Raw genomic sequence first — 14946 nt, forward strand, 5'->3', positions numbered from 1 at the left:
CGATTTCGATGCCCTGGGAGATGCCCGACGAAGGCAGGCCGCACCGGCGCACCTGGATGGCATTCGGTGCGAGCGAACGGGTGTGGACCGCCGATCTGCTACCGCTGGCGCAGCAGACCCTGGCGAATATCGCGCGCACCATCTCCCGTTTCGAGCCGGTCGCCATGCTGGTGCGACCGGCGGAGCTGGAGCTGGCTCGAAATCTGCTGGGCCCCGGCATCGAACTATTTGAGACGCCGCTCGATGATCTGTGGCTGCGCGATTCGGGCCCGACCTTCGTCGTGGATCCGGACGCGCCTCGCGCCAAGGCCGGCGTCGACTTCAATTTCAACGGCTGGGGCGGCAAGCAGGAGCACAGCGAGGATGCGCTCGCGGCCAGCCTCGTCACCGCGCACGCCGGGGCGGAGGCGCTGCATACCGAGCTGGTGCTGGAGGGCGGCGGCATCGAGGTCGACGGCGCGGGCATGGCGATCATCACCGAAAGCTGTGTGCTGAACGACAATCGGAATCCGGACTGGACCAAGCCGGAGGTGGAGCGGGAGCTGCAGCGGCTGCTGGGCATCGAGCGGATTCTGTGGCTGCCCGGTATCGCCGGACGCGATATCACCGACGGGCACACTGATTTCTACGCGCGCTTCGCCGGACCCGGTGTGGTGGTGGCCGGACTGGAGAACAATCCGGACGCGTACGACTACGAGGTCACCCGCATCCATCTCGACATTCTGCGCGAGTCCAAGGATCTGTACGGCCGGCCGCTGCACGTCGAGGTGATCGAAGGCCCGAATACGGTGCGGCCGGAGTGGATCGACGAGGATTTCGCGGCGGGCTACATCAATTTCTACCTCTGCAACGGCGGGGTCATCGCACCACAGTTCGGTGACGAACCCTCCGATGCCGCCGCCAAAGCCACCCTCGAACGGCTGTATCCGGATCGCGAGGTGGTGCAGATCGACATCGATGCCATCGCGGCCGGCGGTGGCGGCATCCACTGCACCACCCAGCAGGAACCTGCGGTGCGTTAGCGCGTTGCGGCGCTGCGCTTCTCGACGTCGTGGACGTGGTGCACAACATCGTGGGTGAAGTAGCGCGCCAGTGACTCCACCGTGAACAGCGAGCCGTTGCTGCGCTTGGCGGGACGCGCGCGCTCGTCCTCGGCAACGGATTCGAATGCGCGAGAAGTGGTTTCACCGGCGGCGCGCAGTTCGGCGGCGACCTGCGCCGGATGCTGCGCGCCGTAGTTCTCCGCGAGCGCGGTGACGTCCTGATCCCAGTCGGCGAACATGGGGATGCCGGAATCGTCGACGGCGACCGAGGTGTCGTATCCGCCGATCGCCGGTCCGGGGCGCGCCGAACCGGTGCGGGTGATGTCGAGGCGGTGCTCGAAGATGCGGCACACATCGCGGACATGTGCGGCGTACTCGAGCGGTGACCAGGTCGAATCATCCGGCCGCACCGCGGCATTCGGACTATCGAGGGCCTCGGCCAGCGCGGCGGCGCTCGCACGCACCCGCCCCGGGATCGACTCGTACGTGACGGCGTCCGGGTCGAATCCGCATTCGGCGCAGGTGCGTTCGAGCACCCAGGTCCAGTCCTTGGCATCGGGAGCGATCGGCATGCCCATGAACCTACTGTGGCAATAACTTACCGTCCACCAACATTCAGCCACTCGCCGCCAAATTAGCGACAGGTGCGCCAAACCTGCGCAACGGTGCCGCGCCGAACACCCACCGCAGTCGACTCCGGATCATTACGCCGTAGCACCAGACAGCCATCGTGCAGGACGACGCCCCGCCCGCGCGATGCGAATGGGGCGCACCCGCACACACTCACTCCATCAACTGATGCGCCAGATCGAACAGCTCCAGCGTGATCGCATGCAGGAAATCGCCGACCTGCTTGGGCGCCTTGCCCGCACAGGCCCGCGCATGCGTGCCCTCCAGCACGATGCCGAGCTTGAAGCAGGCCAGCACCGTGTACCAGGTGACATTGCTCAGGTCGCGGTCGGAGAATTTGCCGTAGTGCGCGATCATCTCCGCCGGCGTGGGCAGCCCGCCGACCGCGCCGAGGGTGCCGATGAGCGCCGATCCGGTGGTGCCGGGGCGCGGCCGGGTGGCGATCTGCCAGCCCAGGTCCAGCAGCGGATCGCCGATGGTGGACATCTCCCAGTCCACGAGGGCCGCGACCTGCGGGCCGTCGTAGGAGAACATGATGTTGGCCAGATGGCAGTCGCCGTGCAGGATGCCGGCTTTCCATTCGGCGGGCCGGTTGCGGTCCAGCCACGCGCCGACGCGGTCGACGCCCGGGATCTCGGGTCCGGGGTAGCCCTCGTTGACGCTGTAGGACTCGAGTTCCTTGGTCCAGCGCGGCACCTGCCGTTCCAGGAAGCCCTCGGGCTTGCCGTAGTCGGCCAGTCCGAGCGCCTCGTGATCGAGCGAGCCGAGCCGGGCGATGGCCTCCACCGCGGACAGGCCCATCTGCCGCCGGATCTCCGGATCGCCCGCGTGCAGGTCCGGGAGTTCGGTCTGCGGGTTGAAGCCGATGATCGGCTCCATGAGATAGAACGATGCGCCGATGAGGGATTCGTCCTCGGCGGCGGCGATCACCTTGGGCGCGCGCACGCCGGTGCCGTCGAGAGCGCCGAGAATGCGGGATTCGCGGCGGATCACAGTGTTGCTGGCGGCGCGCAGATGCTTGGGTCCGCGCCGCAGTACGTAGTCCTGCCCGCCTCGGCGGAACCTCAGCATGATGTTCTGGGTGCCGCCGCCGAGCGGCTTCACCTCCTCGAATTCACCGCTGGGCAAGCCCTGCTCATCCATCCACTTCCCGACGACTGCGAAATCGACGAGGTCGCGATCAACATCGACCGGCTGCACTTCAGACATGCCCCACATTGTGCCGTAACCGTCCAGTGCAACTGAAGGCATATGCCAGCACAAGTGGCGGGCGCCTCGTTCACGCAGGTCAGGCATGACTATTCGAGCACGGTGATGCGCGGTGCCCGCGCGGTGGTGGCGTAATGTGCCAGCCAAATGCGCACGCTGCTGATCGACAACTACGACTCGTTCACCTACAACCTGTATCAGCTGATCAGTGAGGTGAACGGGGTGGAACCCGTGGTCGTGCGCAATGACGACGTTTCCGAACCGGCAGCGCTGGATCTCGAGTCCTTCGACAATATCGTCATCTCCCCCGGTCCCGGACGGCCCGATATCCCCCGCGATTTCGGCATCTCCGCCGCGGTGATCGCGCACTCGAATCTCCCGTTGCTCGGAGTGTGCCTCGGGCATCAGGGCATTGTGATCGCCGCCGGTGGTCTGGTCACGCCGGCGCCGCGGGCCCGGCACGGCTTCCCGGACCGCATTACGCACGACGGCCGCGACCTGTTCGCCGATGTGCCGCAGGACTTCACGGCCGTCCGCTATCACTCGCTCTGCGCCGCGCGCCCGCTGCCGGAGGACCTCGAGGTCACGGCGACCACCCCCGACGGCGTCATCATGGGTGTACGGCACCGCACCCGGCCGCAGTGGGGCGTGCAGTTCCACCCCGAATCCATCGCGAGTTCGTACGGGGCGGCACTGCTGCGAAACTTCAAGGCGCTCACCGTCGCTCACGGTGGGTCGCGGCGATTGCGCGGGGAGACAGCGGTATCGAGACCGGCCGTGGCCGGGGATGCGCCCGCACCGGCGGCGATCCGGGCCGCGCCGCGCGAAATACTCACTCCCCCGGTCGATTACACGGTCGAGCAGACGGTGGTGGAGCGGGCCGTGGATGCCGAGGCGATATTCCTGCGGCTGCACCGGGATTCGCCGACGGCGTTCTGGCTCGACAGCGAGCATGTGGAGCCCGGGCTCGATCGGTTCTCCTTTCTCGGAGACGCGTCGGGGCCGCTGGCCGAAACGGTGCGGTACCGGGTCGGATCCGGGCAGGTGGAGGTCGAGTCGGCGGCCGGGCGGCGGATCGTTCCGGGTGGGGTGCTGGACTACCTATCCGGTGAGCTACGGCGGCGGCGCATCGAATTCCCGGATGTGCCTTTCGATTTCGTGGGCGGCTATGTCGGATATCTCGGTTACGAGATGAAGTCCGAATGCGGGGGGAGCGCCGTGCACCACGCATCCACCCCGGATGCGCAGTGGCTCTTCGCCGATCGGCTGATCGTGGTCGATCACGAGGCGGGCCGCACCTACCTGCTGACCCTGGCCGAACCGGATTCCCTTGCCGCCGCGCGCGATTGGCTGGCGACCACGCGCGCCCTCGTGGAAGCCCTGCCCACCTGGGAGAATCCACCGGACCTCGAATTGCGCGCCGAGGAACGCGCGGTGGCTCCGCTGCTGACCCGGGGCCGGGATCGCTATCTCGCCGATGTGCGCGCCTGCCAGGAGAAGTTGCACGCGGGCGAATCCTACGAAATCTGCATTACCGACAGCGCGTATCTGCCCGCCGACACTGACGGTCTGAGCGTCTACCGCACCCTGCGCCGCTGTAATCCCGCGCCGTACGCGGCCTTCCTGCGCTTCGCCGATCTGGAGGTGGCGTCCGCCTCGCCGGAGCGCTTCCTCAAACTCGATCGCGCGCGCACCGTGGAGAGCAAGCCCATCAAGGGCACCGCTCCGCGCGGCGATACTCCGGCCGAGGACGAGCAGCTCGCCGCCGAGCTCGCGCGCAATCCCAAGACCCGCGCCGAGAACCTGATGATCGTCGACCTGCTCCGCAATGATCTCGGCCGTGTCTGCGAGGTCGGCTCGGTGCATGTGCCCAAGCTGATGGCCGTCGAGACGTATACGACACTGCACCAACTGGTTTCGACGGTTCGCGGCACGCTGCGTCCGGGCCTCGGCATCATCGACTGCCTGCGCGCCTGCTTCCCCGGCGGTTCCATGACCGGTGCACCCAAACTCCGCACCATGGAGATCATCGACGGTCTGGAAACCGAGGCCCGCGGCATCTACTCCGGCACCATCGGCTTCCTCGGCCTCGGCGGCACCGCCGACCTGAACATCGTCATCCGCACCGCGGTCCGCCACGACAATCACTGGCGGGTAGGCGCCGGCGGCGCCATAGTCCTGGACTCCGACCCCGAGGACGAATACCAGGAAATGCTCTGGAAAGCCGCCACCGCCCTCCGCGCCCTCCCCGGCCTGGGCATAACACCCCCGACCCCCCTCCCCTCAGCCTGACCCACGCCTCGGTTTCATGATCACCAGGAACTGACGCAGGTCTCCTCTCGACGAATGCCGCCACCATGTCCTGGTGAACTTCCGACCAGGACCAGCGGGCGGGGCCCTGGTCTATTTGCTGCGGCGGGGTTTGGGTTGGGGTGGTTCGGGTTCGGGGGTGTCGCGGGCGCCCGCCAGGCGGGTGAGGAGGGAGATGCCGGGGAGTTTGTCGAGGCGGGAGAGGGCCTCTTCGCCCAGGGCGGTGAGAGATTCGAGGCGGGTGAGGAGGCGGTCGTAGGCGACGAAGGCGGGTTCGGCGAGGGCGAGGGTGCGGTCGAGGCGGTCGATGGTGGAGTTGAGGCGTTCGACTGCGGTGGTGAGGTTTTCGATGAGGTCGGGGAGCTGGGCGGCCAGTTGGATGGAGGCCGGCGGGAGGCGGACGGCGGTGTCGAAGGCCTGGGTGGCGGTCACCTGGGCGGAGCCGAGGGCTTGGCCGGCGGCGGCTTGGGCGGCATCGACGGCGGCCTGGGCGGCGGCGAGTACGTCACCGACGGTGGGGACTCGCGGGGGCTGGGGTTTGCCGCGCGGTGGTTGGCCGCCGGGGCCCTTGGGTGTGGTCATGATTCCACTGTGCCGCAGGTTCCGTACCACGGCTGGAGGTTCGGTGCGACGTGGATCCGGTGTCGGACCGGGTGGTCTTGCGGGCTGCGGAGGGTGTCGTAGCCGCGTGGCATAGTTCGATCACAATGAAACTCACCGAGGGTGGCCATGCGCCGGTTCCGACATCGCTTCTGACGGTTGTCCTTTCGTGGCAATCCGATCACGAGGTCGATGCGCACGCCTTGCTGCTGTCGAACGCCGGGCGGGTCAGATCGGACCGGGATTTCGTCTTCTTCAACAATCCCCGGCACGTCTCCCAGGCGGTGACGGTGGATCCGGAGCCCGCCCCCGGCACCGCGCGGCTCTCGGTCTCGCTGCCGCGCACCGAATCCGAGGTCGAGCGCATTGTGGTCACCGGCTCGGTGGCGGGCTCCTTCGCGGAGGTCCCGGGGCTCATCCTCACGGTGTTCGACCACAACCGCCCGGTCGCCTGGTTCGAGATCGCCGCCGAACCGGTGCAGGCCATGATGTTCGGCGAGTTCTACCGCAGCGACGGGCACTGGCAGTTCCGTGCCGTCGGCCAGGGCTGGACGAGCGGATTGAGCGGCGTCGTCACCGAATTCGGCGTACGTGTCGACGACCCCGGCGAGCCCGCACCGGCAACCGAACCGGATCGGCAACAGTCAGGTACGAACGGACAGCGTCGGAGTTTCACGATCGAGCGTGAGCTCCAGCCTGAGCCCCCGCGATTGCCGCCGGATCCGGAACGGGCGGACTGGCATCCGGATCCGGAGGGAGCGGGGGTGCTGCGCTGGTGGGATGGTGCGGAGTGGACCGCGGCCACGCGTTCGCAGCTGATCGCCGATGCGCGCCATTGCCCGCGTTGCGGGCGAGCGCGGCGGTGGCGGGTATTCGGCGGAGCGGCGCTCTGCCGGGATTGCACGGATCAGGTCGAGCAGTATCTGTCGTCCTGGCGCGGCCGGGCCGAGCGGGTGCTGCGTTCCACCGGGCCGAAGGGTGCTGATTGGGAGGCACTGTGGGCCGGGCTGCGCTATCAGCGGATCGATGCGAACCCGGCGCGGGCGGCGCTGCGTCCGGTCGCGCACGATCATGTGGAGCGCCTGGTGGCCTTCGCTTTCGCGGACGGCAGCATCGACGAGCAGGAGATGGACGCCTTCGACGCGGCCGTCACCGCGCTGACGCTGGACGGCCCGCTCATCGAGGATCTGCGCCGCCGCATGCAGCGCGGCCGCATGCTCACGCGCCTGCGCGCGGGCGAACTGCCGGTGCTCGGCGCGGCAGGCCTGCATTTGGATCCCGCCGAACAGCTGCACCTGAATGTCGCCGCCATCCATATCCGCCAGCTCTCACGCGGCCCGAAGCTCACCGAGGGCCGCCTGATCTGCAGCAATAAGAAGCTCCGCTTCACCGGCCCGGACACGGGAACCGAAATGCCTTGGACGCGTGTTGTTTCGGTGATCGCGGAGAGCGGCCGCGTAGAGGTCGCCGCCACCTCGGCACGCGGCGGCGCGATCTTCGAGGTCGCCGACCCCGATCACGTGGCCGCCACCATGGAGGGCGCACTACGGGTCGCCAAACGCCTCGCACTCACGCCTGGCCGCCGCGACACCCGCACCATCGGCCAGGACATCAAAGCGCAGGTGTGGCAGCGCGACGGCGGCAGATGCGTGGAATGCGGCGACAGCCACTACCTGGAATTCGACCACATAATCCCGCTCAGCCGCGGCGGAGCCACCAGTGCCACCAACCTCCAAATCCTCTGCCGCGCCTGCAATCGCGCCAAGGGCGCCCGCATCTGACGGTGCGATCTGCCGCGGCGGTGGTCAGTTGCGGCGGACTCGGGTGACTGCGGGTTCGGCGCAGAACTGGGTGTCGGCTTGGGTGGGGGTCAGGCCGGTGGCGGCTAGGCCGCCGGAATCTATTACGGCGCAGGTGGTTCCGGCTACCTTGCCGGTGCCGTCGTCGATCGGGCGGACCTGGGCGGTGACGATCGGGGTGAGGTCGTCGGGGCTGAATTTCCAGAATTCCACGTCCCAGCTGGCGTATTCGGCGCGGGCGGAGACTACGACGTATCCCGAGGCGGAGGTGTCTATGCCGATGCCGGCGAGTTCGCCGGCGCGGTGGTATTCGAGGGAGTCTCCGTTGGCGTGGTAGACGGCGTAGCGCATATTGGCGGTGGCCAGGAAGATCGGGATGACGAGTTCGTCGCGGCCGTTGCCGTCGAGGTCGCGCAGTTTCGGCACCGCGCCCGGGGCGTCGGCTTCGGGTTCGACCAGTGTCTGCACGAACGCACCGGCGGAGTCGAGCAGTGTCACGGTGGTGACGAGGTGTGCCGGACTCCCGGTGTGCCGGATTTCGAAGGTGATGCCGGCGGGATCGCGGGATTGCAGCTGACAGTCGGCAGGCATTGCGGCGGTGCCGATATCGCCGCAGGGCGGCAGTTCCGAGGCGGGTTCGGGCGGCGCTTCCGCCGGCGGAGCGGGGGCGGTCTCCGGGGCCGGAGTGGTCGTCTCGACCGCGGGTGCGGGCCCGTCTGCCGGAGGCGAGGAACAGCCCGAAAGGAGCAGTGTCGAAACCGCGGCCACGGAGCAGACCGCGAAATTCCTCACCATGGGGCGAGAATAGTCGCCCGCTGGCGGATAACCGACAACATGTGCACAGCTGCGCACTTATTGTCATATAGTGGGGTCGTGCTCGACGTACTACGCCACACCCAGTTCCGGCGGCTCTTCATCGCCCAGGTGGTCGCGCTGATCGGCACCGGCCTGCTGACCGTCGCACTGGGCCTGCTGGCATACGACCTGGCCGGAGCCCATGCGGGCGCGGTGCTCGGCACCGCACTCGCGGTCAAGATGGTGGCGTATGTGGCTGTGGCGCCGGTGATTTCGGCGCTCACCGAGCGGGTACCGCGCACCACGCTGCTGGTGTCCGCGGATGTGACGCGGGTGGCGATCGCACTGGTCCTGCCGTGGGTGACACAGACCTGGCAGATCTACGTGCTCATCGCGCTGCTGCAATCGGCGTCGGCGACATTCACCCCGGCTTTCCAATCGGTGATCCCCTCGGTGCTGCCGCGGGAGGAGCACTACACCCGCGCACTGTCCCTGTCCCGCCTGGCCTACGACCTGGAATCGCTGCTGAGCCCGGTGCTGGCGGCCGCCGCGCTGACGGTGATCAGCTACCACCTGCTGTTCGTCGGCACCGCCGCGGGTTTCGTGGCCTCGGCCGCGCTGGTGCTCACCACGCGACTCCCCCGGCTCACCTCGGCCCGGCCCGAGCCACTGCGGGAGCGGATCACCAGCGGCGCCCGGCTCATGATGGATCGCCCCGTACTGCGCGGCCTGCTCGCCATGAATCTCGCAGTGGCCGCGGCGACTTCGCTGGTCGTGGTGAATACCGTTGTGTACGTGCGCGATCGGCTCGACGGCTCGAATACCGGGGTGGCACTCGCCCTGGGCTGCTTCGGATTCGGCTCCATGGTCGTGGCCCTGGCGCTGCCCCGCGTGCTCGCGGACATCCCGGATCGCCAGGTCATGATGACCGGCTGCCGCATCCTCCCTGCCGGATTACTCGCCGCGGCCGTGATCCCCCTGCTCGGTTCGGTCGCCGGCGCCTGCGTTCTGGCGGTGACGTGGGCGGTGCTGGGCGCGGGCACGTCCATGATCAATACGCCGTCGGCGCGGCTGCTGCGCGCCCACTCGGATTCCGATTCCCGCGCAGCCGTTTTCACCGCACAGTTCTCGCTGTCGCACGCCTGCTACCTGCTGACCTATCCCGTCGCGGGCACCCTCGGCGCGCTGGCGGGCCTGCCGATCACGGCGGTGGTGCTGGCGGCGATCGCTACACTGGCTGCTACGACGGCTGTCCGCATGTGGCCCGTGTCCGCACCCGCGGACAGCGAGGCGGTAGCGGCGGAAAGGTGAGCGATGGCGAGCAAGCGCAACGCACAGGCATTGCCCGCCGAGCGTTCCAGCCTCGCCCACCCCGTCGAACCCGATCCCGCGCGCCTCGATGCCGCCACCGCGACCTTCCGCATGCTCTCCGATCCCACCCGCCTGCACCTGCTGTGGATCCTCGCCAATGCCGAAGCCGACGTCACCGCCCTCACCGAGGCCTGCGGCGCCTCCCGCACGGCGGTCAGCCAGCACCTGGCCAAACTCCGCTTCACCGGCCTGGTCGACACCCGCCGCGACGGCCGCCGCATCATCTACAGCATCCGCGACGGCCACCTCTCCCGTCTGATCCGCGAGGGCCTCAACCACGCCGATCACATAGTCACCGGCGAACCCACCCACGAATAGGCCGGGCGCCGCTACTCCGCTTGCGCCGCACCGCACGGCTTGCCCACGTGGCCCGCTCAGCCCGTGACCAGGTCACCGAGGTAGCGGTTCGTGCGCACGATCCGCCCGTGATGGGCCTCCTCGCCGCCCGTGGCTCCTGGTCAGTGGGACGAGGGCTCGCGACCAGCCGCTGTCGGCCCGACGATATGCCTATTCGAAATAGTTTGTGGACGAGTCGAGAGGGCACGCATGTTTGCCAGCGCCGAGCAGGCCAGTCAATACGATGTGATCATCATCGGCGCCGGATTCGCCGGACTCTACGGCGTCCATCAGGCGGCCCGGGCCGGTCTGAACGTGCTCGGCCTGGAGGCGGGCGAGGATGTCGGCGGCACCTGGTTCTGGAACCGGTATCCGGGCGCGCGCTGCGATGTGGAGAGCGTGGACTACTCGTACTCGTTCGACGAGGAGCTGCAGCAGAGCTGGACGTGGACCGAGCGTTTCGCCGCGCAGCCGGAGATCCTCGCGTACATCAATCACGTGGCGGACCGGTTCGAACTGCGCCCGCGCTACCGCTTCGGCCAGTCGGTGACGGCCGCGCACTTCGATGACGAAACCTCGCTCTGGACAGTGCATTCGGCCAGCGGTGACGAGTTCCGCTCCCGCTTCGTGGTTTTCGCCACCGGCTGCCTGTCCGCGCCGATCAAGCCGAATATCCCGGGCGTGGAAACCTTTGCGGGCGAGGAGCTTTTCACCGCCCGCTGGCCCGAGGAGGGTGCGTCCCTGGCCGGTAAGCGGGTCGGTGTCATCGGCACCGGTTCCTCCGGCATCCAGGTCTCGCCGATCATCGCCCGGCAGGCCGAGGCGCTGACCGTCTTCCAGCGCTCCGCCAATTTCAGTGTGCCCGTGCCGAACCGGCCCTGGACAGTGCAGGAGCAGGAGCAGATCCGCGCCACCTACCCGCAGCGGCGCGCGAAGTCCTACTACGCCCCCGCCGCCACCCCGCACCCCAGCCTGCAGACCAAGGCGCTGGAGCTGAGCGCGCAGGAGCGCGAGGAGGCCATGGAGGACCGCTGGAACGGCGGCGGTGTGCTGTTCAACAAGGTCTTCCCCGATCAGAACAGCGATATGGCGGCCAATGATCTGGTGCGTGATTTCGCCGTGGCGAAGATCCGCGCCAAGATCTACGATCCGGCGGTGGCCGATGATCTGATCGCCACCGATCATCCGATCGGCACCAAGCGCATCTGCACCGACTCCGGCTACTACGAGATGTTCAACCGGCCGAATGTCACGCTGGTGAACCTGCGCCGCGAGCCCATCGAGGAGATCACCCCCACCGGCATCCGCACCGCGGACAAGTTCATCGAGATCGACACCCTGGTCTACGCAACCGGATTCGACGCCATGACCGGTGCACTGCTGCGCATCGACATCCAGGGTGCGCGCGACTCGCACCTGCGCGACACCTGGGCCGACGGACCGGTCACCTATCTGGGCTTCGGCATCCACGGTTTCCCGAACATGTTCAGTATCAACAGCGTCGGAACCCCGTCGGTGATGGCGAATATGGTCCTGCATTCCGAGCAGCAGCTCGACTGGGTGATCGACCTCATCGAACACTGCCGCGCACAGGGCATTCGGCAGGTCGAGGCCCGCGAGGAGGCGGCGGCCAAGTGGACCGATCACCTCATGGAGGTCGCCGAGGGCACGCTGTTCGTCAAGGCGAACTCCTGGTACATGGGCGCGAACATCGAGGGCAAGAAGCGCGTATTCATGCCCTACATCGGTGGTTTCGGCAATTACCGCCGCTTCTGCGACGAGGAACGCGACAACGGCTACCCGAGTTTCGAGCTCACCACCTAGCCTCCGGCACGAAAAAGCGCGGCTGCGGTCGGCATCCCCACCGACCGTAGCCGCGCGACCGGCCCCGAATTCAGTTGGCGGGCAATCCGAGTCCGGCCGCGAGCACCGGCCACGAATTCTTCAGATCATCCTGCCAGTAGCCCCAGGAGTGGGTGCCGGTCGGCGTGAAGTTGAAGGTGGCGGGAATGCCCAGCTGACCCAGCTTGGCTTGCAGATTGTGCGAGCAGTAGTTGGTGGCGGCCTCCAGCGCGCCGCCGAGGGTGGTCTGATTCACCACTCCGCCGACCCCGGGCAGCGTGTGCGGACCGTTCAAGGTGTCCCACGGCCCGGGCAGGCCGGAGCCGCTGGAGATATAGAGATTCATACCGCGCAGCTGGTCGGCGTGCACATACGGATCGTTGGCCGCCCACATCGGATCACCCTTGGGCCCATACATATTCGCGGTATTGCCACCGCCGGCCGCGACCACCAGATTCACGGCGTTGTAGCCCACCGGATCACTGATCTGCGCGCAGCCGCTGTAGGAGGCCACCGACTGGTAGAGCCCCGGCGCGGCGATCCCCAACTGCAGCACCGAGGTGCCCGCCATGGAGAGTCCGGCAATCGCATTGCGGCCGTTGGTGTTCAGCGCCTTGTCGATGAGCGGCGGTAGCTCCTGGGTGAGGAAGGTCTTCCACTTGTTCACGCCCAGTGTGGGATCCGCGTCGCGCCAGTCGGTGTAGTAGCTGAATCCGCCGCCGACCGGCTGCACCACATTCACGTTCTTGTCCGAGAGGAAGTTCAGCGCGTCGGTCTGCCGCTGCCAGGTGGCGGAATCCGTGCCGCCGCCCGCGCCATTGAGCAGGTAGAGCACCGGGCTGGGCGCGGAGGTGTCGGCCGGGCGCTGCACATCGACCTCGATGTTCTTGTCCATGGCGGCCGAATAGACCTGCAGCTTCACCGTGCGCGCGTCGGTCGACTCACTGGAGGCGATGTGCGAACCGTCCGTGGAGGTGCCGCCGGCGCGCAGCGCAATGCCGGAATCTGCGGAGGCGGTGCCCGCGGCGACTGGTAGCAGGACGGTTGCGGTGAGCGCGAGAACCACGCTGCCCCAGGTCTTCGACAATCGCACGCCGGGTATCTCCTCAGTAGATGACTAATTCTGATCGGCAGGTTTTCACACTGCCCTAGTTCACTGAGTGTTTGCTAACCCCCTCCTGAAGGGGGCCTGAGAGAAGCCGCTGACCAGGGCCGATACCCCGCCGATCGGTGCTGTCAGCGGGGGTGTCCGTGCTGTCGGCGCACTGTCGGCCCGCTGTCAGCGGCGCTCGGCACTCTGATCTCAGACCGGATGAGCGGCCGACAACGAGAGCCGCACACCGAGCACAGGAGAGGTACTGCCATGCCGAACATCGCACCGTCGTCGGATATCGCACTGTCGGAGATCGTCGAAGCCACCGCCACCGAATTCGGAATCCCGGGCGTCACCGTCGGCATCTGGGTCGACGGCCGCGAGATCTTCGCCTCGCACGGCGTGACCAGCATCGAGAACCCCCTGCCCGTCGACCCGGACACACTGTTCACCATCGGCTCGATCAGCAAGAGCTTCACCGCCACCGTGCTCATGCAATTGGTCGCCGAGGGCAAGCTCGACCTGGACGCGCCGGTCCAGCGGTACGTGCCGGAGCTGCGGCTCATCGATGCGGAGGTCGCCGCCGCCATTACGGTGAAGCAGCTGCTCAACCACTCCGCCGGGCTGGATTGGAACCTCATCAACGACACCGGCGAGGGCGATGACGCGCTGGCCGAGTTCGTGGCGCAGCTCGCCGAGATCCCGCTCATCGCCGCTCCCGGCGTGCGGTCCTCCTACAGCCAGGCGGGCTTCAACCTGCTCGGCCGGGTCATCGAGAAGATCACCGGCCAGACTTTCGAACAGGCCGTCACCACGCGCATCCTGCGTCCGCTCGACCTGACCACCAGCAGCTACTCCCGCAACGAGATCATGACGCGGCGGTTCGCCGCCGGGCACGAGCGCGGCGAGGACGGCGAGCTGTCGGTGCAGCGGTCCTGGAACGGGACGCGCGCCAACAACCCCGGCGGCGGCCTCTCCTCCTCGGTCGTGGAGCAATTGCGCTGGGCCCGTTTTCATCTCGGCGCGGCCGCGAACGGTGAGACGGTGCTACCCGCTGAACTGCGAGACCTCATGAAGCAGCCGACCATCGAAATGAAAGCGAGCACCCTCGGCGACGCCCTCGGACTGTGCTGGTTCCTGCGCGATGTCGACGGTGTCCGCACCGTCGGGCACGGCGGATCAGGCTTCGGGCAGTTCTCCGAACTGCTGCTGGTCCCCGAGCGGAACTTCGCCATCTCGATCATGTCCAATGCCAGCCCCGACGGCATTCCGTCCAACCAGGCCATTGTCCGCTGGGCGCTCGAGCACTACCTGGGCGTGATCGACAAGGATCCGGAACCGGTGGCCTACAACGCCTCCCGCGCCCAGGAGCTGGTCGGCACCTACGAGATCGACGCCATGACCATGACCGTCCTCGCCACCTCCGACGGCCTCTCCCTGGAATGCCGCATCCGCCCCGAAATCCGCGCCGCCTCGGAAACCGAACTCCCCCAGGACCACCCCGCCTTCCCCTTCGGCATGCTCCCCGGCAACACCGACGAATACATCATCACCGAAGGCTCCTTCAAGGGCCAGCGAGGCTACTTCAGCCGCAACCCCTCCGGCGCCATCACCGGCCTAGACCTCGCCGGCCGCCTCTTCACCCGCGCCTAGCATCACCGAGAGGGCTCTCACGGTGGGGACACGCCGAAACTCCCCACCGTGAGAGCCCTCTCGACGTTTGGGGTGGGGCGCGCTGGCGAGGAGCTGCGCGGGGGGATGTCTGATCTGGGTTCAGTGCGCGAACGAATACCCAGCTAGAGCACCTGCGCCGCAGGGGATCCCGCCTCAGCGCTCGCATCGTGCGGGACTGCGACTGTGCAGCCGTGTCTGGTAAAGCGACCGCAGCACGAAAGGTTCGGCCGACAGCGCTCGCGGC

At 67.5% G+C, this 14946-nt stretch carries 11 protein-coding genes and 1 pseudogene; 7 read left to right on the forward strand and 5 right to left on the reverse strand.

All coding sequences use genetic code 11. The features are described from left to right. Nucleotides 1-5: 5 nt before the first annotated feature. A pseudogene (locus tag OG326_RS34825) lies at nucleotides 6-1022 on the forward strand (agmatine deiminase family protein); the annotation flags it as partial. Here OG326_RS34825 and OG326_RS34830 read toward each other — a convergent pair. After that, nucleotides 1019-1621: a DinB family protein gene (locus OG326_RS34830; RefSeq protein WP_442790863.1), complete on the reverse strand. Its 603-nt coding sequence runs from the start codon at nucleotides 1619-1621 to the stop codon at nucleotides 1019-1021. The pseudogene OG326_RS34825 and the gene OG326_RS34830 overlap by 4 nt on opposite strands. 205 nt (nucleotides 1622-1826) lie before the next feature. Continuing rightward, the gene (locus OG326_RS34835; protein ID WP_327146672.1) at nucleotides 1827-2891 is read right to left on the reverse strand and encodes a phosphotransferase family protein; all 1065 of its coding nucleotides are present in this window, start codon (nucleotides 2889-2891) and stop codon (nucleotides 1827-1829) included. 138 nt (nucleotides 2892-3029) lie between these two features. Between OG326_RS34835 and pabB the strand changes: the two genes are divergently transcribed. Further along, the gene (pabB, locus tag OG326_RS34840) at nucleotides 3030-5174 is read left to right on the forward strand and encodes an aminodeoxychorismate synthase (RefSeq protein ID WP_327141369.1); all 2145 of its coding nucleotides are present in this window, start codon (nucleotides 3030-3032) and stop codon (nucleotides 5172-5174) included. A 111-nt stretch (nucleotides 5175-5285) separates the two neighbouring features. On the opposite strand, the gene OG326_RS34845 is transcribed toward pabB, so the two are convergent. Then, a complete protein-coding gene (locus tag OG326_RS34845) occupies nucleotides 5286-5774 on the reverse strand; it encodes a hypothetical protein (RefSeq protein ID WP_327141370.1) in 489 nt (162 codons plus the stop codon). A 125-nt stretch (nucleotides 5775-5899) separates the two neighbouring features. Here OG326_RS34845 and OG326_RS34850 point away from each other — a divergent pair, with 125 nt between their 5' ends. After that, nucleotides 5900-7573 carry a TerD family protein gene (locus OG326_RS34850; protein WP_327141371.1) on the forward strand — a complete coding sequence of 558 codons (1674 nt, stop codon included), beginning with the start codon at nucleotides 5900-5902 and terminating at the stop codon, nucleotides 7571-7573. A 24-nt stretch (nucleotides 7574-7597) separates the two neighbouring features. On the opposite strand, the gene OG326_RS34855 is transcribed toward OG326_RS34850, so the two are convergent. Then, on the reverse strand, nucleotides 7598-8386 hold the full coding sequence (locus OG326_RS34855; RefSeq protein ID WP_327141372.1) for a hypothetical protein: 789 nt from the start codon (nucleotides 8384-8386) through the stop codon (nucleotides 7598-7600). Between the two features lie 78 nt (nucleotides 8387-8464). Here OG326_RS34855 and OG326_RS34860 point away from each other — a divergent pair, with 78 nt between their 5' ends. The 3 genes from OG326_RS34860 (at nucleotide 8465) to OG326_RS34870 (ending at nucleotide 11917) form a co-directional block, all read left to right on the forward strand. Beyond that, nucleotides 8465-9697 (forward strand): MFS transporter, encoded by a 1233-nt coding sequence (locus tag OG326_RS34860; protein WP_327141373.1) that lies wholly within the window; start codon nucleotides 8465-8467, stop codon nucleotides 9695-9697. A 3-nt stretch (nucleotides 9698-9700) separates the two neighbouring features. After that, a complete protein-coding gene (locus OG326_RS34865) occupies nucleotides 9701-10075 on the forward strand; it encodes an ArsR/SmtB family transcription factor (protein ID WP_327141374.1) in 375 nt (124 codons plus the stop codon). Nucleotides 10076-10303: 228 nt separating this feature from the next. Further along, complete coding sequence (locus tag OG326_RS34870; protein WP_327141375.1) at nucleotides 10304-11917, forward strand: flavin-containing monooxygenase; 1614 nt, start codon at nucleotides 10304-10306, stop codon at nucleotides 11915-11917. A gap of 70 nt (nucleotides 11918-11987) precedes the next feature. On the opposite strand, the gene OG326_RS34875 is transcribed toward OG326_RS34870, so the two are convergent. Then, complete coding sequence (locus OG326_RS34875; protein ID WP_327141376.1) at nucleotides 11988-13028, reverse strand: alpha/beta hydrolase; 1041 nt, start codon at nucleotides 13026-13028, stop codon at nucleotides 11988-11990. A gap of 270 nt (nucleotides 13029-13298) precedes the next feature. Between OG326_RS34875 and OG326_RS34880 the strand changes: the two genes are divergently transcribed. Continuing rightward, complete coding sequence (locus tag OG326_RS34880; RefSeq protein ID WP_327141377.1) at nucleotides 13299-14681, forward strand: serine hydrolase domain-containing protein; 1383 nt, start codon at nucleotides 13299-13301, stop codon at nucleotides 14679-14681. Nucleotides 14682-14946 lie beyond the last annotated feature (265 nt).

Origin of the sequence: Nocardia sp. NBC_01327 (assembly GCF_035958815.1) — a bacterium.
In the GTDB taxonomy this organism is placed as follows: domain Bacteria; phylum Actinomycetota; class Actinomycetes; order Mycobacteriales; family Mycobacteriaceae; genus Nocardia.

Excerpts from the sequence above, each read along its gene's own strand:
- OG326_RS34830 (WP_442790863.1), bottom strand. The coding sequence starts at position 1,621 with ATGGGCATGCCGATCGCTCCCGATGCCAAGGACTGGACCTGGGTGCTC.
- OG326_RS34835 (WP_327146672.1), bottom strand. The coding sequence starts at position 2,891 with ATGTGGGGCATGTCTGAAGTGCAGCCGGTCGATGTTGATCGCGACCTC.
- pabB (WP_327141369.1), top strand. The coding sequence starts at position 3,030 with ATGCGCACGCTGCTGATCGACAACTACGACTCGTTCACCTACAACCTG.
- OG326_RS34845 (WP_327141370.1), bottom strand. The coding sequence starts at position 5,774 with ATGACCACACCCAAGGGCCCCGGCGGCCAACCACCGCGCGGCAAACCC.
- OG326_RS34850 (WP_327141371.1), top strand. The coding sequence starts at position 5,900 with ATGAAACTCACCGAGGGTGGCCATGCGCCGGTTCCGACATCGCTTCTG.
- OG326_RS34855 (WP_327141372.1), bottom strand. The coding sequence starts at position 8,386 with ATGGTGAGGAATTTCGCGGTCTGCTCCGTGGCCGCGGTTTCGACACTG.
- OG326_RS34865 (WP_327141374.1), top strand. The coding sequence starts at position 9,701 with ATGGCGAGCAAGCGCAACGCACAGGCATTGCCCGCCGAGCGTTCCAGC.
- OG326_RS34870 (WP_327141375.1), top strand. The coding sequence starts at position 10,304 with ATGTTTGCCAGCGCCGAGCAGGCCAGTCAATACGATGTGATCATCATC.
- OG326_RS34880 (WP_327141377.1), top strand. The coding sequence starts at position 13,299 with ATGCCGAACATCGCACCGTCGTCGGATATCGCACTGTCGGAGATCGTC.